The organism is Paenibacillus massiliensis 2301065 = DSM 16942 (genome assembly GCF_000377505.1).
In the GTDB taxonomy this organism is placed as follows: domain Bacteria; phylum Bacillota; class Bacilli; order Paenibacillales; family Paenibacillaceae; genus Paenibacillus; species Paenibacillus massiliensis.
In genome coordinates, this window is record NZ_KB898198.1 from 72,704 (window position 1) to 94,284 (window position 21,581).

Annotated in this window: 18 protein-coding genes and 2 CRISPR repeat arrays; of the genes, 4 read left to right on the forward strand and 14 right to left on the reverse strand. The window is 47.2% G+C overall.

Going from position 1 to position 21,581, the window contains the following annotated elements:
• The first annotated feature begins 74 nt into the window (after window positions 1–74).
• Genes D328_RS0123015 through D328_RS0123030 form a run of 4 tightly spaced genes read left to right on the forward strand, consistent with a single transcriptional unit; the run spans window position 75 to window position 3,514 of the window.
• Complete coding sequence (locus D328_RS0123015; protein WP_026281344.1) at window positions 75–413, forward strand: PTS lactose/cellobiose transporter subunit IIA; 339 nt, start codon at window positions 75–77, stop codon at window positions 411–413.
• Window position 414: 1 nt separating this feature from the next.
• A complete protein-coding gene (locus D328_RS0123020) occupies window positions 415–720 on the forward strand; it encodes a PTS sugar transporter subunit IIB (RefSeq protein WP_026281345.1) in 306 nt (101 codons plus the stop codon).
• Window positions 721–723: 3 nt separating this feature from the next.
• The gene (locus D328_RS0123025) at window positions 724–2,058 is read left to right on the forward strand and encodes a PTS sugar transporter subunit IIC (protein WP_018887414.1); all 1,335 of its coding nucleotides are present in this window, start codon (window positions 724–726) and stop codon (window positions 2,056–2,058) included.
• Entirely contained in the window at window positions 2,051–3,514 is a 1,464-nt protein-coding gene (locus tag D328_RS0123030; protein ID WP_018887415.1) for a glycoside hydrolase family 1 protein, read from the forward strand. Before D328_RS0123025 ends, D328_RS0123030 begins: the two co-directional genes overlap by 8 nt.
• A gap of 620 nt (window positions 3,515–4,134) precedes the next feature.
• Here D328_RS0123030 and D328_RS0123035 read toward each other — a convergent pair.
• The 14 genes from D328_RS0123035 to D328_RS0123100 all read right to left on the reverse strand — a co-directional run bounded on the left by D328_RS0123035 (window position 4,135) and on the right by D328_RS0123100 (window position 20,798).
• Complete coding sequence (locus D328_RS0123035) at window positions 4,135–5,319, reverse strand: aminotransferase class I/II-fold pyridoxal phosphate-dependent enzyme (protein WP_018887416.1); 1,185 nt, start codon at window positions 5,317–5,319, stop codon at window positions 4,135–4,137.
• Window positions 5,312–6,250 carry a D-alanine--D-alanine ligase gene (locus tag D328_RS0123040; protein ID WP_026281346.1) on the reverse strand — a complete coding sequence of 313 codons (939 nt, stop codon included), beginning with the start codon at window positions 6,248–6,250 and terminating at the stop codon, window positions 5,312–5,314. The genes D328_RS0123035 and D328_RS0123040 overlap by 8 nt, the downstream gene beginning before the upstream one ends.
• 130 nt (window positions 6,251–6,380) lie before the next feature.
• Window positions 6,381–7,871, reverse strand: coding sequence for an aminotransferase-like domain-containing protein (locus D328_RS0123045; RefSeq protein WP_018887418.1), 1,491 nt, complete (start codon window positions 7,869–7,871; stop codon window positions 6,381–6,383).
• Window positions 7,872–7,976: 105 nt separating this feature from the next.
• On the reverse strand, window positions 7,977–8,780 hold the full coding sequence (locus tag D328_RS0123050; protein WP_018887419.1) for a VanW family protein: 804 nt from the start codon (window positions 8,778–8,780) through the stop codon (window positions 7,977–7,979).
• Window positions 8,781–9,341: 561 nt separating this feature from the next.
• Complete coding sequence (locus tag D328_RS0123055; protein WP_018887420.1) at window positions 9,342–9,758, reverse strand: type II toxin-antitoxin system HicB family antitoxin; 417 nt, start codon at window positions 9,756–9,758, stop codon at window positions 9,342–9,344.
• Window positions 9,759–9,787: 29 nt separating this feature from the next.
• The gene (locus tag D328_RS0123060; protein WP_033413582.1) at window positions 9,788–9,982 is read right to left on the reverse strand and encodes a type II toxin-antitoxin system HicA family toxin; all 195 of its coding nucleotides are present in this window, start codon (window positions 9,980–9,982) and stop codon (window positions 9,788–9,790) included.
• Between the two features lie 242 nt (window positions 9,983–10,224).
• A CRISPR array of direct repeats spans window positions 10,225–11,930; the repeat unit is 32 nt; unit sequence ATTTCAATCCACGCACTCGTATTGAGTGCGAC.
• A gap of 225 nt (window positions 11,931–12,155) precedes the next feature.
• Window positions 12,156–12,446 carry a CRISPR-associated endonuclease Cas2 gene (cas2, locus tag D328_RS0123065; protein WP_026281347.1) on the reverse strand — a complete coding sequence of 97 codons (291 nt, stop codon included), beginning with the start codon at window positions 12,444–12,446 and terminating at the stop codon, window positions 12,156–12,158.
• A 9-nt stretch (window positions 12,447–12,455) separates the two neighbouring features.
• Window positions 12,456–13,487, reverse strand: a complete 1,032-nt coding sequence (gene cas1c, locus D328_RS0123070; RefSeq protein WP_018887423.1) for a type I-C CRISPR-associated endonuclease Cas1c — start codon at window positions 13,485–13,487, stop codon at window positions 12,456–12,458.
• A complete protein-coding gene (gene cas4, locus D328_RS0123075) occupies window positions 13,484–14,143 on the reverse strand; it encodes a CRISPR-associated protein Cas4 (RefSeq protein ID WP_018887424.1) in 660 nt (219 codons plus the stop codon). Before cas4 ends, cas1c begins: the two co-directional genes overlap by 4 nt.
• Complete coding sequence (gene cas7c, locus D328_RS0123080; protein WP_018887425.1) at window positions 14,130–14,996, reverse strand: type I-C CRISPR-associated protein Cas7/Csd2; 867 nt, start codon at window positions 14,994–14,996, stop codon at window positions 14,130–14,132. The genes cas4 and cas7c overlap by 14 nt, the downstream gene beginning before the upstream one ends.
• 47 nt (window positions 14,997–15,043) lie before the next feature.
• Complete coding sequence (cas8c, locus tag D328_RS0123085) at window positions 15,044–16,990, reverse strand: type I-C CRISPR-associated protein Cas8c/Csd1 (RefSeq protein ID WP_018887426.1); 1,947 nt, start codon at window positions 16,988–16,990, stop codon at window positions 15,044–15,046.
• Window positions 16,987–17,709, reverse strand: coding sequence for a type I-C CRISPR-associated protein Cas5c (cas5c, locus tag D328_RS0123090; RefSeq protein WP_018887427.1), 723 nt, complete (start codon window positions 17,707–17,709; stop codon window positions 16,987–16,989). Before cas5c ends, cas8c begins: the two co-directional genes overlap by 4 nt.
• 93 nt (window positions 17,710–17,802) lie before the next feature.
• Window positions 17,803–18,021, reverse strand: a complete 219-nt coding sequence (locus D328_RS0123095; protein ID WP_018887428.1) for a hypothetical protein — start codon at window positions 18,019–18,021, stop codon at window positions 17,803–17,805.
• A gap of 233 nt (window positions 18,022–18,254) precedes the next feature.
• Window positions 18,255–20,798 carry a CRISPR-associated helicase/endonuclease Cas3 gene (locus D328_RS0123100; RefSeq protein ID WP_018887429.1) on the reverse strand — a complete coding sequence of 848 codons (2,544 nt, stop codon included), beginning with the start codon at window positions 20,796–20,798 and terminating at the stop codon, window positions 18,255–18,257.
• 269 nt (window positions 20,799–21,067) lie between these two features.
• A CRISPR array of direct repeats spans window positions 21,068–21,366; the repeat unit is 32 nt; unit sequence ATTTCAATCCACACACTCATGTAGAGTGCGAC.
• Window positions 21,367–21,581 lie beyond the last annotated feature (215 nt).

The following is a 21,581-nucleotide window of genomic DNA, read 5'->3' on the forward strand; positions in this document are numbered from 1 at the left end:
TTAATGATATGAGGATTCTGCGTATGCAAAATCCCGATACAGATCGGCCTATCGCCGAAGAGGAGTGGACTACGATGGATTATGAACATGCTGTAATGCAACTGATTGCCAGTAGTGGTGAAGCGAGAAGTCTTAGTTTGAAAGCGGCACGTACCGCGCGGAAGGGCCAATTGGCAGAGGCGGAAGAATTGCTTCGACAGGCCAAGGATAGTCTGACCCAAGCCCACAAAGTCCAAACGAAGCTCATTCAGGCCGAAGGCCGCGGAGAGAAGACCGAAGTGACTTTGTTACTCATACACGCCCAGGACCATCTCATGAATGCGTTGACAGTCCGGGAATTAATAGTGGAATTAATAGAAGAGATCAAACAACGTCTAACACTCGAACAACAATGGAAAGGATCGGTGAATTAAGATGAGAAAGATATTGCTTGCATGTGCAGGAGGGTTCTCCACGAGTATGCTGGTTGAACGTATGAAGGAGGCCGCTAAAAGCCGGGGAGTTGAAATCGATATTGATGCTGTCGCAGAAAATGACATTGCCGAACAAGCTCCGTTCGATATTATTATGCTGGGCCCACAAATGGGACACGCAGAAGATGAGCTGGCCGCGCAGTATTCTAATATTCCGGTGACGACGATTGACATGATGGATTATGGAACAATGGACGGGGAAAAAGTACTGGATACTGCCTTGTCTCTGATGGAAAAGGGGGTCTAATCCATGGCAGTCTCATCCGAGTCGACATGGAGAGTGAAAATTCAGAGAATCAGCACCAAAATTCAAAAAAATCCCTATATCAGTGCCATTTCCAATGGCTTGATGGCTTTAATGCCTATTTTGATTCTTGGGGCTATCTTCTCACTCCTTAACGCCCTCCAGCTTCAGCCTTATCAACACTTTCTGGAAAGTACCGGTTTGAAAAATTACACCTCCGTTCCAGCTACGGTAACGACAGACTTGATTGCCCTTTATGCTGTGTTCTCGATTGCGTATAACTTTGCCCAGCAACATAAACAACAAGGCTTTTCGGCTGGGATTCTGGCACTGATGAGCTTCTGGCTTGTCACTCCAAAAGGTCTGCTGGAGGACGGTGCAACCAAGGCGATTGGTTATTCGTGGCTGGGCGCCAAGGGTCTTTTCGTAGCTATTATAGTCGCCTTAATTGTAGGTAAAGTCTATACGACTGTGCTTGAGAAGAAATTTTATATTAAAATGCCTAAGGGAGTACCCCCTACGGTCGAAAAATCGTTTGCAGCACTTACACCCGGCTTTATTGTTGCCTTTATTATGCTTATCCTGACAGCTATCTTTGCGGCTACGCCTTTTGGCAACATGCATGATTTTGTCTTTTCCACTATACAGGTACCTTTGACCAGTCTAGGTGGAACCTGGTGGGCCATGATCATCTGTGTATTCGTCATTCATCTGTTGTGGTTCTTTGGTGTACACGGCACGCTGGTAGTTTACTCCGTTGTAGGACCGATCTGGGTCGCGCTTGGACTTGAGAATCTGGCTGCATATCAGGCGGGAGTACCCGGTACTCACATCATCGGCTCCCCTTTCTTTCCTGTATATGTACTTGTAGGCGGCGCAGGGGCAACCCTCGGTCTGGTTATTGCCATGCTATTTGCGAAGTCCAAACGGTACAAAACATTGGGTCGCCTGGCTTTTGTACCGAGCTTGATTGGTGTCAATGAACCCCTTATTTTCGGAATGCCGCTTGTGTTAAATATACGTTTTCTCATTCCGTTTATCCTGACTCCACTAATTACAAGTGGTACAGCGATCTTGCTAACGTCGCTTGGTATTTTGCCGGTGCTGAACGGTGTTCAGGTTCCACTCGGGATTCCCATTTTGTTCAATGGCTGGATGACGGGCGGATGGCGTGTAAGTGTATTTCAACTCCTGCTCATTGCCGCAAGTTGTGCGATGTACTATCCATTTTTCAAAAAAGCCGATGCTGAAGCATTAGCTCAAGAAATCGAAGCAGAACGTAAAGAAGCATCTGTGGGTGAACAGGTGGAAAATAGCAGGGAGGTTCCTTCTCATGCCTAATCGTTTCCCACAAAATTTTCTCTGGGGCGGTGCCATCGCTGCGAATCAGGTAGAAGGTGCTTATCTTGAAGATGGTAAGGGGCTATCGACTGCCGATGTAGTTGGTTACGTTCCACCGGAAGAACGCGGTTCGCTGGACGAATTGTTATCCATGAATCACGCCAAGCTGGATGAAGCAATTCACACGCCGGGAACCGATCAATATCCCAAACGCAGAGGAATTGATTTCTATCACCGCTACAAGGAAGATATTGCTCTCATGGCTGAAATGGGCTTTACAACGTTTCGCCTCTCCATTTCATGGCCACGCATATTTCCAAATGGTGACGAGTTGGAACCCAATGAAGCCGGGCTTGCCTTCTACGATCAAGTCTTTGATGAATTGCACAAATACGGAATTGAACCGCTGGTTACCATTTCGCATTATGAAATGCCGGTTATGCTGACGACCAAATACAACGGTTGGGCCTCGCGTGAACTGATAGACCTTTATTTGAAATATGCGGAAACTCTATTTATGCGGTATCACAGCAAAGTAAAGTATTGGCTTACCTTTAATGAGATCAACTGTACCCTTAAAGCTCCCTTTCTTGGTGCTGGCATCCTAACGGAGGGATTGGATCATCCCAGACAGACTGCCTTTCAAGGGCTGCATCATCAATTTGTTGCTAGTGCACTTGCGGTCCGCGCTCTGCGCCGAATCGATCCGGGTGCGCAGATCGGTGCTATGCTGGCGAGAAAACTCCTATATCCGTACAGTTGTCATCCAGGCGATGTACTCCAGGCACAATCCGAGAATCAAATGGCATTATTCTGCTCTGATGTACAGGTGCGTGGGGAATATCCCACTTTCATCAACCGGGTATGGGAACGTGAACAGGTCCATGTGGAGTTCCACCGGGAGGACAAAAAGATACTACGCGAGCACACGGTAGATTTTCTATCATTCAGCTACTATATGTCGTCTGCTGTAAGTGTTGATCCGCAGATCTCCGAGTTAACTGAAGGCAACCTGTCCACGGGCCTTAAAAATCCTTATCTGGATACCTCCGAATGGGGTTGGCAGATTGATCCGATCGGACTGCGGGTTGCTCTCAGGGAAATGTATGATCGCTATCGCGTCCCGTTATTTGTTGTGGAAAATGGTCTGGGGGCCGCTGACACGGTTGAAGAAGATGGTAGCATCAACGATGATTATCGCATCTCTTACTTGGCCAGACATATTGAGCAGATGGCTGAAGCCATTGCCGACGGCGTTGATCTGATGGGCTACACTAGCTGGGGACCTATTGATCTTATCTCCGCTTCAACTTCCGAAATGCGCAAACGTTATGGTTTCATATACGTCGATCAAGACGATCAGGGTCGGGGTACCCTTGCTCGTAGCCGAAAGAAAAGCTTTTACTGGTACAAAAAAGTCATCGCCTCTAACGGCGAAGACCTGAGTCAAGATTAAACTACATGCAGGGTTGAGTAATCCGGGGTTCAAGTCATCCGTTCTGAAAGAATCATGTTCAAGCAATCTTAGGTATCTGGATGTCTCATCCATGGGAGGTGCGAGTGCCAAGGGCACATGAATCCCTGGAACCTCCGTCCCCCGTGTCCTGAAAGGGATCGCGGGGGTTTTTCTTCATACTGAACGTTATCACATTGTATTTACATGACCGGAGTCTTTGGTATCCGTTCAATAAGCCTTCCAGTGCAATCGTCGGCTGACATCGGCCTGCCACACACTCATGTAGAGTGCGACACACGGCCAGCGGCGATATTGCTGTTAAGGATCTATTTCAATCCACGCACTCATGTAGAGTGCGACAGCGAAAAACAACGTACAAACGTATCTTTGTTTCTCTATTGTATCTGATCTAAGGAAAAATGAAAACCGATCAAGACATTTTCTGAGGTGCGAATCTCCCGGGGATTTATGTGAACTTGGGGTTCGCACCAATCCTTCAAGCTTATTTACACTTTCCTCATATTTGTAATCGTGACCGATTGTCATGCTATTCTACAAAAAAACGTACGCCGACAATTCTGTCAAAGCGCACGCCTCGCATTTCTGTATCTTCACATCCTTCATACCGGCTGCATGATCTGCATGAATTGGCTCATCCGCTCCAGTGCCTTTTCCAGATCGACGAGCGAGGTTGCATAGGAGCAACGAATATAGCCCTCACCGCCTGATCCGAATACATGCCCAGGTACGACAGCTACCTTAGCCTCCGTCAGCAGCCTGAGCGCGAACTGCTCCGATGACATACCCGTATCCGCAATAGAAGGAAAAGCATAAAAAGCTCCCTCTGGCTCGTGACAGGATAGCCCGATTGCATTCAGACCCGCGACAAAAAGCTTGCGGCGTTCATTGTAGCTAGCCATCATCTCATCCTTGGTAGTCAGCCCATAACGCAGAGATTCAAGCGCAGCAATCTGGGCAATGGTAGGTGCGCACATAGCTGTGTACTGGTGGATTTTTAGCATACCCGCAATCAGCTCACGCGGGCCACACGCATAACCTACTCTCCAGCCCGTCATAGCGAACGCCTTGGAGAAGCCGCTAATCACAATCGTACGCTCCTTCATTCCTGGCAGAGCAGCGATACTCACATGCTGTCTCCCATAAGTTAACTCGGCATACACTTCATCCGAGATAACGACCAAATTATGCCGGATGACCAGCTCTACAATCGGCAACCAATCCTGCTCCGTCATTACTGTACCCGTCGGATTACATGGATAATTAATCATGAGTACCTTTGAACGCGGAGTAATGGCGGCCTCCAGCGCTTGCGGAGTCAGCTTGAACTGCTCCTCTGCTGTAGCTGCCACCTCTACAATAACTCCCCCATGCAGATGAGAGATGGGCTCATAGGCAATATAGCTTGGTGATGGAATCAGCACCTCGTCACCCGGGTCAATCACGGTCCGCAGCGCCAGATCAACGGCCTCACTGCTGCCCACGGTCACGAGGATCTCGTGTTCAGGCTCATAAGACAGCGCAAAGCTGCTGGACAGATATGCTGCGAGCTCTTCCCGCAACTCTAGCATGCCTGCATTCGAGGTGTATTTCGTCCGTCCATCGCGCAGGGCCTGAATGCAAGCCTCGCGTACCTTCTCCGGGGTCACAAAATCAGGCTCTCCGACCCCAAGCGCGATCGTATCCCCTCCTGCTGCATTCAGATCGAAGAACGCACGAATGCCCGATGGCCGAATATCCCGTACACGTGAGGATAGGAAGCTCCCTGTCTGCTCTTCGTTACACATGCTGGACCATCCCCCATTCCTGTGTTCGCTCATGAAGTGAGCTCATAATAATACGATCCAGCAGCTGTGAAAAGTTGATTCCCGCTGCGGCTGCGCTTTTCGGTAACAGGCTGTTAGCAGTCATTCCCGGTAAAGTATTCACTTCCAGCACGTAAGGCATATCCTCACGCAGAATCATATCGACCCTGGCATAGACCTTGCATTGCAGTTGGCGGTAGCTGGTTAGTGCCGCCTCACGTACACGCTGCTCGATCTCGTGTGGAAGCTGGATGACCTTCTCCTCCGCACCACCAATCTCATATTTCGCTCTATAATCGAACCACTCCGAATGAGCTGATTGAATGCCGATGATCGGCAAGACCTCACCATCCAGAATCGAACAAGTAAGCTCGGTGCCTTGAATGTAGGGCTCAATCAGGATTGCCTCTCCCAGACTCTCCGCCTCCTGAACGGCTGGCAGTAGCTCATGTTCATTTCGCACGAGCTGGATACCAATGCTGGAGCCTCCCGTATTCGGCTTTACAATGACAGGGTAGCCTAACTGCTCTACTGCCTGTGGATCATACTCGTTCATCCCTTGCCAGCACAGCCCCGACGGGGTATTTACACCTGCTACCTTCAGCAACTGCTTGGAGAGCTGCTTATTCATGCATAGGCTGCTTGCCAGAATACCACTGCCTGTATACGGAATGCCCAACGTCTCAAGGGCTCCCTGCACTGTGCCGTCCTCTCCATATTGCCCATGCAGCGCCAGTAGCGCTAGATCGATCCCTGTCTGCTGTACCTGCGTGATCAGATCGGAGCGTTGCCCGATCACTAAGGGCACCACGTCATAACGACTACGATCCAGATGCCTGATCATCTCTTGACCCGTCTGTAGGGACACCTCACGCTCGGAGGATACTCCACCCATTATTACGCCGATTTTCATCATGACACTCCATTCTCCCCTCATCTCGTTGTGTGGCACTTCCTGACTTCGTAATAGGAGGCTAGGTGAGAGGAAGCCATGTGATGGGTCCCTCTCGGTTGCTGCTGCTCCTCAATTTGTGTATATAACTCTACTTCCCGAGCAAGCGACGTGCCTGCTCACCGATCATCCGAAGCCCCTCTTCAATCTGCTCATCCGTTACTCGCGAAAAGCCTAGCCGCAACGTGTTCTCCCCTTCACCCTCCTGTACGAAGAATCTGTCTCCTGGCGTAAAAATAACCCCTTGCGCTAAGCAAGCCTCCAGCAATTGACGTGTATCGAGGTCAGCCGGAAACGTAAGAAACAGATGCAAGCCCCCATCACCCGACAGTTGAGCCTCTGGAAGATGCGTCTCACAGCATGTCTTGGTCCATTCATATTTTCGCTTGTATTCGGCACGCGCCTTTTTGACATATTTATCGAAATTTCCGTTCAGCAAATATTGATATAAGATCGATTGATCGATCGTTGATGTATGAATGGTACGTGCCCTTTTCATGCTCTCCAGCGTATCAATGAGCGCCTTGTCAGCCAGCACCCAGCCTACTCGCAGACCAGGAAACAGCACCTTGGAGAAGCTGCCGATATAGATGACTCCGTTACCATTTCCTGCTGTCGCGATTAATGGAGCTACATGTGCTCCTGAATAACGCAGCTCCTCATTGAAGCCATCCTCAATCACTGGGATCTGGTAGCGCGTCAGTAGTTGCATCACGGCACTACGCTTGGCGGGTGACATGACGATACCTGTTGGATTGTGATACGAGGGTGTCAGATAGGCCAGATCGAACTGTTCGGTCTGCTGCTCCAATACCTGCTCTAGCTGATCCACATCCAGACCGTCGCGCTGCATCGGAATGCCTGTAATCTCAAAGCCATGCAGCCTCAAATTCTTGATCGCCGTATGGTGGGTCGGATTCTCACAAAGGGCCGCCCCACGGCCCACCGTAGGACGCAGTGCCGAGAGCACGATGTCGAACCCCTCGGTGAATCCGCTAGTAATCAGCATATCCTTGCCGCTCAGATCGACGCCCTTATTCTCCATATAACGCATCAGGTAATCCATTAACGGCTTGTAGCCTTTGGCGTAGCCATAGTTGAGCAGCACCTGCCCCTCGATGGCCATCCGGTCCATGAAGGCACGCTTCACATCGCCCAGATCAAACAGCTGCTCATCCGGGGCAATGCTTGTGAACGAAATCGTGCCTTTGGGTGCACGAATGCCCTTCTTCATCAGGTCCAGCTCTACGGCTGCGACTGCATAATCGTTCATTCTGGACTTCCAGTCCATCTGCCAAGCTGCCGTGTCATCAGCCGCTCCTTGAGCTGCCGCCGACTGGCCTGCCATGGCTGCGACATAGCTGCCCTTCCCGGGAAGGGCATACGTATAACCATCATCCTGCAAGTCTTCATAGGCTGCGATGACCGAATTGCGGCTCACCTGCAGCAGCGTGCTCATTTCTCTCGTGGAGGGCAGCTTCTGGTTCGCTTGGAGTGATCCTTTTATGATTAAACGTGTGACGTATTCTTTCACTTGTAATGCGACTGGACGGTCTCCGACCAGCCTGAAATCCTGGAACATCCCTTATCGCCCCCAGCTATAATGATGGCATACTAGACAGGTGAAAAAAAGAACCACCCTGCTGGATTTTTCATCCTGCGGTGGCTCTGGTTCTTCAATTATATATTACAGCGGTGACTCTAAAAATGGCTGGTACATCATAAGCGCATGATTCCTCGTAACTAACTCATCCGATACAAGCTCTTGATGCAGATTATATTTTCTTTTATATATCATATTAGTTCTTACATAGCCACCCCAGTATTCTTGGGTGATCTTATGATCTCGTTCGTATATTTCATAGATGTGGGTCGGCTTCGCTGTCGTTCTCCACTCACCGTACAGGTACTCCTTGTCGATGTCAATGACTAACTGGTAGGGCTGATCTGTCGGGTTGTAAATTTGCAAATCAAGATAATTATAGGAACACGTGGCCCCACTACCAAATGGTTGAGTTCGGTTCGCATCAGGGAACACGTCATAGCTGTGTCTGTGTCTTTCGGTCACGACCAACGGCGTGTGCAACGTAATCCAGTAAATGAGATTGGATAACTGACAAAGCCCTCCCCCCACACCAGGCCTGAACGTTCCGTAGAATAACGTCATTCCTTCCACGTAGCCCTTTCTTTTGGTAGGCTTGCCGATTAGCTTCCAGTATGAAAACGTCTCTCCCGGAGCAATCGTAATCTTATTTAGCTTTTGCTTGGCGATCTTCAGATTAATGATTTTGTTGTGTTGCAGCCACATATCGACCTCTTTAAGCTTTCTTAGCAGAGGGGTCTGGTGTGTAAAGGTGATATATGGGAGCTTTTCATTTTCTATACGAGAAGCAAACTTTACATGTCCAAAATGCCACTTCAAGTATCTTTTGAACTTGAAGTAACAAGATCCAGCTAGAAGTCTAAACCTTGATCTTTGTTTGGGTTTCATAATATCCCTCCACGGTGTGTAGAGTGTGACTATTCAAACGAAGGCGTAAAAGATCGACAATCGACAATGACCACTTTAAACCGAGCACTTTTCAAAAGTGTGACTATTACCTTGACCAGATTAATGTGAGTGTAGAGCCGCTGCAAGCGGGGAGCCCTATCGACCATGGTTAAGCTTGCTGTTCTTTCGAACGAAATGGAAAGCGGATGAACAGCAAGCTTAAAGATGGGCACTCCGTTTCTCTAGGGCTTCCCCGCTTTCCCCTAACCACGCTCTATTTTAGATCGTTTAAGTCCACAATCGTATACAGTCAAAACGGCTGGAATCAAAACGTTGCAGGGCTTCAATCTATGCACTCGTGTAGAGTGCGACGCTTGCCGCTTTTTTGAGTCCTTGCGCTCCGGAACATTTCAATCCACGCACTCGTGTAGAGTGCGACTACTAAGGGCATTGTACTTAGTAACAAGAGAGGAAATTTCAATCCACGCACTCGTGTAGAGTGCGACCTGTTCAATAACCGTAGTGTAAGGAACTACAAAAAATGTTGCATGCAATATATCCCTATTTGGCTGTCGGGTAGTCCTTCACTCCTAGGCGTTCCTTTAACGCCTGTTGAAGCACTTGGGAAAAGTTAAGCTTCTCACGCGCAGCTTCCTTCTCAAGCCAGCGTGGAATGGTTACATTTTTCGTAACAGACTTGTTCATCATCTCATCTCGGATAGATCCCATTCTCACTTCAATCATGGTGACAAAAGAATCCTTAGGCGCTAATACTGCTGTTGGATCTGTAGGATTTGGGATTTTATCCTGATCCTCTTCCATTCCAAACAAATGCAATTCCAAACACTCACGAGCCATACGCAATGCTTCCTCCATGTCATCTCCCTCGGTAATGGCACCCGGTAGATCGGGAAAGGTCACGGTGTAGCCAATGTTTTCACCTTTCTCAAAAATTGCGGGATAAATGAATTTATCCATAGTTTATATATAACCTCCTTGAGGAAGGGCTACTGTAGTCCCGCCTGTTTGAGTATGGATTTTGCTGTTTTAGGGTCTAAATCCCTTGACGGGTGTGGCACTGTTACTAGGCATTGTTTTATATGATGTTTAAACTGATGATGACTGCCTCTGACCCTAACCAAGTACCACCCATCCGCTTCAATCTTCTTTATAATGCTGCGTGATGAGTAGCCCAAAATCATCCTCCTTTCTAAGTATATTCTAACATGCATAAATTATGCACGTAAATAATCACATGCTATACTAAATGCATGTGATTACAAGTACACAAAAACTTTAATATCAAAGAATAAGAGAGATACGTTATCGCTAATTAACTATTGAGTCCCCAGCCAGCACTAGACATGAATGTGAAGCTGCGTTATTTAAACGTCTATTAGAGTGTGTCCTCCATGCGATCAACCGGGTACACCGGGCGAGTTGTATTTCAATCCACGCACTCGTATAGAGTGTGACTCACCTTCAAGCAACTGTTTCCGCTCTATGTCTGATTTCAATCCACGCACTCGTATTGAGTGCGACTGTCAGACATGGATTATTTAGACTACAACAATAGGATTTCAATCCACGCACTCGTATTGAGTGCGACTCGTCGTTGATGGTAAGGCTCATGTCCCACTTCGTATTTCAATCCACGCACTCGTATTGAGTGCGACACTCGCCAACAATGTTCAGCCCTGAAACTTGAAAAATTTCAATCCACGCACTCGTATTGAGTGCGACTTCGGAATGCGGACTCATCCAGTGTACAAGACCAAATTTCAATCCACGCACTCGTATTGAGTGCGACTGACGATCTTGTCTTGATCGAATACGCAACGTCCTATTTCAATCCACGCACTCGTATTGAGTGCGACTACATCTCGCCCGGTGTAACGACCCAAGCTTTTATTTCAATCCACGCACTCGTATTGAGTGCGACACCCCGGTCAAAACTTCTACCGCACCAACAAAATCATTTCAATCCACGCACTCGTATTGAGTGCGACAGCGGATTTATTCGAATATTTGTAGGGATTATGCAATTTCAATCCACGCACTCGTATTGAGTGCGACAGCGGATTTATTCGAATATTTGTAGGGATTATGCAATTTCAATCCACGCACTCGTATTGAGTGCGACAGCGGATTTATTCGAATATTTGTAGGGATTATGCAATTTCAATCCACGCACTCGTATTGAGTGCGACAGCGGATTTATTCGAATATTTGTAGGGATTATGCAATTTCAATCCACGCACTCGTATTGAGTGCGACTCTATATTCCATTCATATAAATTAAAACTTGGAAAATTTCAATCCACGCACTCGTATTGAGTGCGACGAGATTGGCATTTATCAGTAGATAACCGATATTTTATTTCAATCCACGCACTCGTATTGAGTGCGACTATAATTGTTCCATTATCATCATAAATATTAATTGATTTCAATCCACGCACTCGTATTGAGTGCGACGAGCGGTTGATAGCTGCTGATCTGGAAGAGTCTATATTTCAATCCACGCACTCGTATTGAGTGCGACCTTCTTCAACGAATTGCAGAAAGTACCGGGGCTATATATTTCAATCCACGCACTCGTATTGAGTGCGACCATAAAGCTCCATCTCTAATTCCTCCAAGCCAGATAATTTCAATCCACGCACTCGTATTGAGTGCGACATTAAGCTTGCTTTGATTGGCTATCATCTCAGCGGATTTCAATCCACGCACTCGTATTGAGTGCGACCTGCTGCTAAGCTCGGTATATCGGCCAGGACATACCATTTCAATCCACGCACTCGTATTGAGTGCGACTCAAGGGAATGGGTAGCGCCGGGTCAGTTCAAATATTTCAATCCACGCACTCGTATTGAGTGCGACGATCAACACAAATAAAAAGACAGCGCGATTCAAAGTATTTCAATCCACGCACTCGTATTGAGTGCGACTCTTATATAATCATATATGAGGTGATATAAATGGAATTTCAATCCACGCACTCGTATTGAGTGCGACTCTACAATGTGTAGAAATAAAATATTAGCAGATATATTTCAATCCACGCACTCGTATTGAGTGCGACGAAATAATTTAATTTCATTTTCTTGATAGTCAAATTTCAATCCACGCACTCGTATTGAGTGCGACAGCGAAAAATGGCTCAAATAAGAGCAAAACAACTCTTTTCTAACGTGGATCCGTCTTACTTCATGTCCATAATGTCTTAACTAGTAGAATGGCGTTCACATTTCATTCACATTCGACTCGGTTTCGACAAAATCTGAGGTGCGAATCCCCCGGGGTTTTCATGTGCGCTTGGGGTTCGCACCTGACAGTCACATACTACTTTTGACCAAAACCCGATACATTCCGCTATAGAATTAACGGACCTTCCATATCATAGGATGCTTTGACTCCCGTATGATCTACTTTTTTCTTATAATTGTTACCAAGATTATAGAATCTCAAGCTATCGGTTTGCCTATCAATTAGCCCCTCAAGCTCCAGCTTCAAACGTCGATACTGCGTCTCATCCAGTATGCATTCAAAAACAGAGTTCTGGACTCGCTGCCCGTGATCTACGCATTTCTTGGCAACCCTGGACAACCGCCGTCTTCCTTCCGCATCGGTAGTGCTGACATCATATGTGATTAGCACTAGCATCATTCACACCTACTTCCACAGAAATGGAGGATATTCATCCAGATCCCCGCGAATATGTCTTGCCAGTAGCAGCGATTGTGCATAAGGTACGAGCCCCCAAGGAATCTGCTCATTCAAATACGGGTGCTGTATCCTTTCCTGCTTGCGCTCCTGCCAAGCTTTGATCACTTTTTTGCGCGTATCGTCATCCATAATGACCGCACCGTTCTCCTTGATATAGAACCCTTTGTCATTCACGATCTTCTTATTGATCAGAGACAGCACGAATCGGTCTGCATACACTCCACGCAGTTCCTCCATAACATCCAGTGCGAGCGAAGGACGGCCTGGTCGATCTCGGTGTAGGAAACCTACATACGGATCAAGTCCGACGGATTCAAGCGCAGACTTCATATCGTTGGACAACAAAGTATACGCGAAAGATAGCAGGGCATTCACCTTGTCGAGAGGTGGCCGCTTGCTTCGTCCGTAGAAGTAGAAGGATTCCTTTTGCTGCAGGATCAGATCGTCAAATACGGAGTTATACTGTGCTGCCGCATTCCCTTCCAATCCGCGCAGTACATCCAGTTGGTCGGTCTGGCGTACCCGTAGCATCGTATCTGATAGGAAGGCAGATATTCGCTTCATCCGCTCCGTGTCCAGCCGCAACGCATAATCCCGAATCGCCCGTTCGAGAATCCACTTGTGGTTATACAGTTTACCTACAATCATATTTCTGGCTAACTGTGCGCTTCGAGACTCGCTATCCGAGATACGGTACTGCTCCTTGCGCAGCACGACATTGCCGCGATCCTCCCCGATGACCCTGGCCAAGAATTTTCCTGATTGCTTCATGAAGGTCAAATTAATCCCCCGTGTAGCACAAGCTCCCATGAGCGCCGGACTAACACCTGCGTAGCCGAAGGTACAGACGCCCTCCAGATTATGTAATGGATAACGTCCAAGCGTGTTCTCTTCCTGCTTAATGACGATATTCTCTCCGTCCAGGGACAGATACGTATCTGGTAACGTGACAAAAAGTGTATTCAGCAGCTTCTTCATTCGTTCAACCTGCTTTCGATATAACTGGCGACGGATCTTTTGTGAAGGATATCAGGCACACAGATATTCATGAGCGAGCAGCTTCTACAATGAGGGCCTGCCTTGGCCTTGGGCGTATAGTTACGTTCATAGTACTGTCTCATCTCATTCACACTGGAACGGACTCGCTCCCGGTCATCTGTCGTAATTCGTACCTCTACCCGATGCTTAATCTCGTCATAGTAAAAGAAGGCCGTATCCATATCGCATCCAAGCATCTCCTCTAGACACATCACCTGTGCGACTAGCTGAGAGTGGTCCGAATCATTTCGCTTCGGCTTGCCACGCTTATATTCGACAGGATAGGGGAAGAAGCCCCCTTCTTCCCCTGCCAGCGCAATCCCGCTCACATCCTGTACGAACTCCACCACATCACAGATGCCTGTAATCCCAAGCTCCCTGGAATGGATGGGCAACGCACGCACAATGAGCTTATTGCCCCTTTTCTCCCGAGTGGTCGGCTGATCTGCATTCCGATGCAAATAACTGCCTTCAATCGTGCGTACATTCTCCTCCCACTGCTGCTCGATATGAATCAACGCCCACTGGCGACGGCAAAAATTAAAGTGCTGAATGCCCGACAGCAGGAGATAATCCTCCTCGTTATAGTCCGGCATAACGCTGTGGTTCCAGTCCTTCTAGGGGAGTTAGCTGAATCGAGTAATCGTCATAGGATTTCGCCACGGCTACGCCTTCTTTAAGCTCAATCTTCAGTGAGCGATGTACCTTCGCCGATGAATACTGCCCCAGCTTGGAGTTATGCTCCCACCAGAACAGATCATGTACCTCCATGCTGCCATCTGGACGAGCTGAAGAGGTATCATTCTCAAATAATGTCCGTAACGCTTCACGAATCTTCAAACCATCCTCATAAGTAAATCCTGTCTTTTCCGCAAGCTGCGTATTAATGCTTCCATAGAATACATACACACCGAAGTCTACCCGATGCTTCATTCCCATTGTATCTGAGCCTTTCTTATCCGGGTCCTTGGAGGTCACAGAGTTCACGCTCTTCGTAATCTGCATACTGGAAATGTCGATGGGTGCCAGGCTCACCGCTGTATGAATCGAGACAGGCCCGCGAATACCTACAGATACATCCGTGCCACTGAAGGCAAACACTTGCCCGAAGCTTCTAACGTCTATCCAAGACTGACAGGCAACATCCGCATACAATTCTTTGTCGGCTTTTTTCCCCTTGGCATGCTCCTGCAAGGCAGTGTTAGCATCGACTCGATCCTTAATGGAACGATATCCGTCATTCCGGCGATCGTCTGACTGCACGAGAATAGCCTCTCCCATATCCTGCAAACGATTTCTGATTTTGCGTTTCAGTGCAACGTCCGAGATTTCTCCGAGTCCATCATAATTCTGGCGCGGACGATTCCCATTCAGCGGATCGCCGTTGGGATTAGCATTTCGTACAGACAGCACTACAGCAAAATCAATTTTACGATCCAATGTACTCATTATATTAGCCTCCTTAATAATTACGATTGATAGTTGTCATCACAAATTTAATTCTGGTTCGATTCCTGATCTGAATCTTTCTCACTACCTGCACCTGCCGATTCTCCAGCATCCTTCGCTTTCTTACTTGTATATAGATCATGTCGCTGGCTATAAAAACCCAGAAGATACAAGCCGCTAAGTGGCTTATCACTGTAATCCTCCAGCTTGAGCCTGCTACCGACCTCATCCAGCAGTTTGTTAAGATCCTTCGCATCCTTACCTAATCTGGCTTGATATGGTTGTAAGTTAGACTGAATAATGCTCCATGTGCGACCAGGATGTTGTGCGAATGCGTTCATATATCGAATGGCGTTACTCGCCCTCTTCTCCTCTTTCCCGAGCGCTCTGCGTTCCAGCACATCTGCAATAGCCAGCATCCGTCCGAACACATAGCTGCGATCAGTTGTTTCTGTATTCAGGCTCAATCCGTACTCCTCCTTCGAATAGTGCTTGTTCACGAGAGCACAAGCAATACTTAACGTCTTCTGCCAATCCCACTCCTCCATCCCAACAGGATTAGAGGCTCGCTGTATAGCACTTCGTACGATGTCACGGGGAAGGTCACGCCTGTCCACAATACACGGTAGTAGGCGTTCCATTAATCCTTTTACCACTTTGTCACTGGCACGTGGGCCATAAGCAGCAAATGCAATATCCCTGGGAGCTGGAGCACCTATGAAGCTCGAATAGCTCGTGTTCTTTTCCGGGTCCTTACGATAGCGATGCCGCCAGTAGCACGTCGTGTGCCAATGCTCAAGCTGGTCAATATACTTGTTCTGTTCCATGTTCCGATAATACATAATCGACATGCGACCGGGCGTCGCAGCATCCAGAATCATGATGTTCACCTCAGCAAGCGCAGCATACTCCAGGTCATGTCGCAAGCTACTCAGCGCCTTCTGCACTTGCCGTGCATATTCCTTATGCGTGGTATCCCCGATCGCTTCTGGCTCAACTGCATGTGCAGCAAAGAGGTCGTATGTATCCTCCTGTGGTTCGGGTAGCTCCAACTGCTTGCTCCCCCACACCAGAAATACTTTTCCATCCTTCGTCGTCCCTTGACGCTCAATTAGCCACTTCAATGCGTTATGCCCCTTCTGCGATACCTCATAGCTGACTGTCGCTGCCTCGCGGCTGGTGCGAAAGCGTCCACGATAGGTAAATCCACTAGAATCATTAGCAGAAATCAGCTTGGATTTGTCGCCAGAGTGACGGATTCGTGAAGCATGCTTGTCCGCGACGGGCTCTCTCTTACCACTGACATAGCACACATCTGTATCCATCATCATGGAAGCATAGAATCGAACAAAAGACTGCTGTACTTCCTTATCACGCCATAGACGATGCTCGCTCTCTTCTGGTACTTGAACAGCGAATCTTACGAAAGCCCCGCTTTGTTCTCCCGCAATAACATTGAATATGGCTGGTTTTCCTTCCGGGCGTTGATCTAATTCAGGTGTTGATTTATCCAGCAGCTTATCACGGCTATCCGTCCATAGAATCTCACGGCTGACCAGATCGGCGATCAAGGTGCCTTTTCGCACATATTCATAGACACTGCGTATCTTGCGGTTGCCATAAGATGAATCGCACCATGACTTTAACTGATTGAGATAGTCCTGATGAGGAGTTCCCTTAGGCTCTGCACAATATTGTGCATAGTCCCCAGCTACATACAGGAGCTTGTCAAATAAAGGATACGGTACTGGCGCACTGGTACGACTTGCTGCAGCCTCCGTGCAGGGTATAATCGTACTTCCTTCTTCTTTAGGGATGACTCTTGCACGTAAAAATTGACCGTCTATATCCAGATGAATCTCAATATGAGCGGTCTGTGTGGTGTGAGAGACTGGAATAAGCGCATATTCACGCCCATCTTTTTTCAACTCAAATTTTCCGACGGACTGCTCATGATCGTCATAAGTCTTGCTCAGATTAGCCAGCCAGGTCATTCACTCACCCCGCTTCCAAGTAGTTCCTCATACAGCTCATCGACGGACTGCATATTCGTTGAATTGAAGCTTTTAGCTACTCCCTCTCCAGCTCTACGAATGAGGGTACAATCCTCTGGACGATCGAAGACGATCACACCTCTGTCCATTCTGGCCCGCCATAGCCTAATTTCCCGTTCCTGCCTGCCTGTCTCATCTGGATAGTTGATTCCATGTACCATGATGCCGAAGTCCAGTTCAGGCACATCGTCGTAAGCACCCTTTCCCTCACCAAATACACATGGCTCCACATAGGCTTGGCACTCTCTCGTTCCCAGGAAAACATCTCGCCGTCCGCCTACATGGACAGCTCGCTTGGAGATGTTGTGATGCTTGTGTTCATTACGGTCATGTGCCAAATCCTCTCGATACTCATTAAATTCAAAATGAGCACGCACCTGGTAACGTACATCCTTGAGATAGGTGTAATAGGCTAGCGTGTTACCACCTGAATATTCAATCGGACGCATCCCTTTCGATTCCGTTTGGATCGGGTTCATGATCCGCACCTCGTCTATAATCCAGATTATTGTCGGTTTCCAATATATGGATTCAGCGATACCCTTAAGCGCCTGATAGGTAGGCACCTGATAACTGAATTTCTCTCCACCTAGCTTGGTCAATGGGTCGGTGAACAGCGCATATTGGCCCCATACTTCAAATTCAATCTGGTTCCTCATCTGTATGCCTCCTTTCAAAGTAAGGCCATGTAGGGGAGAATTCCCCTACCGCCTTTTCTCCAAAATTATTCAAATCAGCTATACAAGTACTTTCTATTTAATCAATTGTCTCCTTTCCAATTCATAAACAAGGAATTTACTATGATTTTGTAAAACCGATGTTAACTTCATCAATTCATCTTGCTTTACTCTGCATTCTTCTAATAAAAGAAACATTGAATCTGTCATCTGCTGAAGATAATCACTTGACAGTTCTTTAGCAGACTCTTTAAAATCCGACTCTCTCCAGCTTCCACCTCTTGACTGAAGCATAAAATTATTCTCTCCAATCCAATTAATATCTTCTTGTTATTTCTAATGTTATTATGGAAATATCTGACTTAACATTACACCAAAATTATCTTGCTTTCTACTATTATTTTTGATTAAATGAGGTGGTCGCTTTCACAAGCGTGGATTTAAAATTGTTTTTTCTTATGTCCAAGAAGATAGCAGACTCCTTATTAGGGAGATCTGCTGTTTTCATTTTAGATTTCTAATTCGCTTTATAGCACCATAGAACCCCACTCGCCTTCTGACTCCAATGTGAGACCATACTCCAACGAGTAGGCAGTCTCAGCCAGCGCCCAGGCTTGTCCATGGAGTAACGGATAGGCATCTCCCTCCTTATATAGCCGATCAAGCTGATGCCGTTGAATGTTAATCGTGTATAGTTGTACCTTACGAAACAGGTCCCCTAAGACATCGGGACCGTGTGGAAGTTCGCCGTTTAAATCAAGAATGAGATTCTTCCCCTCTTCATATGGCACCAGGACAGGTATAGCATGGCTATTTATCGCTTCAAAATAACGATCTGCAGTAGCAATAGCAGCCGTGTTCTTGAGATTCCCAAGTGTACCGTTGCGATTTAGATAGCTGTCTTTGTAATATGCATTTGTATTTATTAGATCGAATAAATTCTGTTCTAGCTTGGGAATCGGATGATGCATCTTTTGCTGTACTTGACAGTAATACTTTTCAAAATACAACCTCATAGCCTCCGCAGAAAGCAATAGTTCAGGCTTCCCACGATATTCACGCAATACATCCTCAGTCGTATCTGCCCCAATTTGAATCTCCCGCAATCGCGTCAGATTCTCATCAGCACAGCGAATAATGTACACCTTGCGTATAACGTCACGACCATGCCGATTACACCGCCCTGCCGCCTGTGCAATCGAGTCTAATCCAGCAAGCGAACGAACCACACACTCGAAGCTGATATTTACACCTGCCTCAATAAGCTGGGTACTAATGCAGATGATACGTTCATGCTCCAAAGATGGAATCAGCCCCGTGTCCTCATCAGACAGTACATACTTACGATGTGCCGCGCACATATTTGTGCTTAGATGAACTACTCGAATGTTCTGCTCGCGCACCCAATCCGCAGACTGTAATTGGCTATACAGCTTGCGAACAGCAGCCTTCGTATTCAGAATGACAAGCGCATTATTCACCTCACACATCTGCTCCTGGAGAAACTCTGAAATCTGCTCTGCTCCCCAGCCAGACGGTGCATCTGTTGCCAGATCGACGAGCTCGACCCGCCGAAAGCTCTGCTCAACATCACTCAGGCCCTTAATCATCTCGGCATCGGGTGAGAGCCGCAGCTCATGTTTAACATAGTTCAGCGCAGGCTGTGTAGCTGTGCATAATACCAAACTTGCGCCACCAACGACTTGCAAAAAGTTCAACGCCGAGTTGAACAAGGATATACAATGCACAGGCACCGACTGTACCTCGTCAAAGATCAGCACAGCATTAGCCAGCCGATGCAATCTACGTACATTGCGTGTTCCTGAGCTAAAAAAAGTATTCAGAAACTGCACCATTGTCGTAAAAATAATCGGGCGATCCCAATGATCTCGCGCTAGCTTAGTCTGCTTGCGTCGTGTCTCATAGACCTCCCCATCATCTTCGGCAGTACGTTCATCATCACTATGATCGACCACATTGGAGTGATGCTCCAGAATCATGTCTTCGTTTCCAAGAATCTTACGTATCTCTTTCGCATTTTGTTCAATAATCGTTGTGTAAGGAACGACATATATAATCCTGTCTTTCCCCGTCTCCAGGGCATGCCTGAGCGCATAGCGCATACTCGCAAGCGTCTTGCCGCCCCCTGTTGGAATGGACAACGTGTATGTACCGGACGGGCGATACGCTGCCTTCTCACACTGCTCAGACATCTCCTGTCGCAGTCGCTTGATCTGTGGGTTGCCTTCTTGTTGTTGGTCTAACTCGTGAAGATGTGCCATGAGCGCTTCATAGCTGGAGAGAAAAAATGAATGGTGCTTGCGTGGGGAATCTGTTACTTGAGAAAGAGCCTCCGAATGATCAGCCTTTTCTTCCTCAAATAAACGGGTGTTGGTGCGGTCTGCATCAATGAGACAGCTAAAAATATACTTCAACAGCAAGGTAGCTACGATAGGAGGAAGCTGATGTTCCCGGATCGAGCGTAAATACTGCTTGAATTCATCTGTAGCCAGAGCGAATAGCTCGTCTAATTCGTGCGGAGGAACATGCCGGAAAAATTCATCGACTGCCTCCTCATACTGCTTCAGCATACGCTGCTCTACTCGTTCCAGATAGGGAGATACACCATCCGGTGGTATATAATCTCTTAGCCCTTGATGATGCGAAATAATGCAATTTGCTAACCACTCTGCTGTATACTGGTGCTCTGGCTTGGCATCTTTGGTATGGTATCTGGAGTGAATCAGTCGTCCACCTGCTGTTGAATGATCTACCGAGCCTCTGCGCGGCGCGTCTTCCAGCTTGGTGCTAGCCGCAGCTTGCTGGATATACGTCAAGAACTCCTCTGTGTTCTTGCCCAGATCATGCAGCAATCCAGTCAGTCCTGCGAAATGTCTGAATCCAATCTTAGACCCTGCCTGCTCCGCATACTCTCGTACCCCCGACAAATGCTCAGGGACGGTCTGTATCGTCTTATCTGATTCACGAATATGTGCAATATAGTTCGTATGGCTCACCCCAATCATCTTATCGAAGCACGAATATACGACATCGAATAGTTCATAGGACATAGACTTATATTCTTACCATTCGACCTCTTAGCTAGAAAACCTTCTAAATTTATATTATTTTGTAGAAAATTGTGATAAACATGCGAAAATCTAAAGTGTCCTTGCTGAACGAAAAAAAGCCGCTCTACTGAGCAGCAGCAATTTTTCATGGACTTGTGTAGAGTGCGACCAAGAACAACGAGGAACAGGAAGGCGATTACCAATTTCAAGCCACGACTCATGTAGAGTGCGACATTAAAGTTCATCTCAATGCCGATCAGCGCATCGTTATTTCAATCCACACACTCATGTAGAGTGCGACAACCTTCTGCGCCAGGTATCTTATTCCGTATGGGATTTCAATCCACACACTCATGTAGAGTGCGACAATTCTATATATTGTTCTCTATTTTTATCTATTGAATTTCAATCCACACACTCATGTAGAGTGCGACGCAAAGTCGGCTGTAAAACTCAGCCAGTCACAATTATTTCAATCCACACACTCATGTAGAGTGCGACCAAATGCTGTCAGAAAAACGAAGTCCTAACTATGTATTTCAATCCACACACTCATGTAGAGTGCGACAGCGGAAAACAACGTAAAAGAGTTGTTTCCATCTTTATTTTAACGTAGACCCGAAGAAATAAAACGCAACTCATACTTTCAACTCGAACCCATTCACATTCCATACACATTCGACTCGATTTCGACAAAATCTGAGGTGCGAATCTCCCAGGGATTTCATGTGAGCTTGGGGTTCGCACCAGATGTCTGCACCGGCAATTCGTAACTTAAGCCCA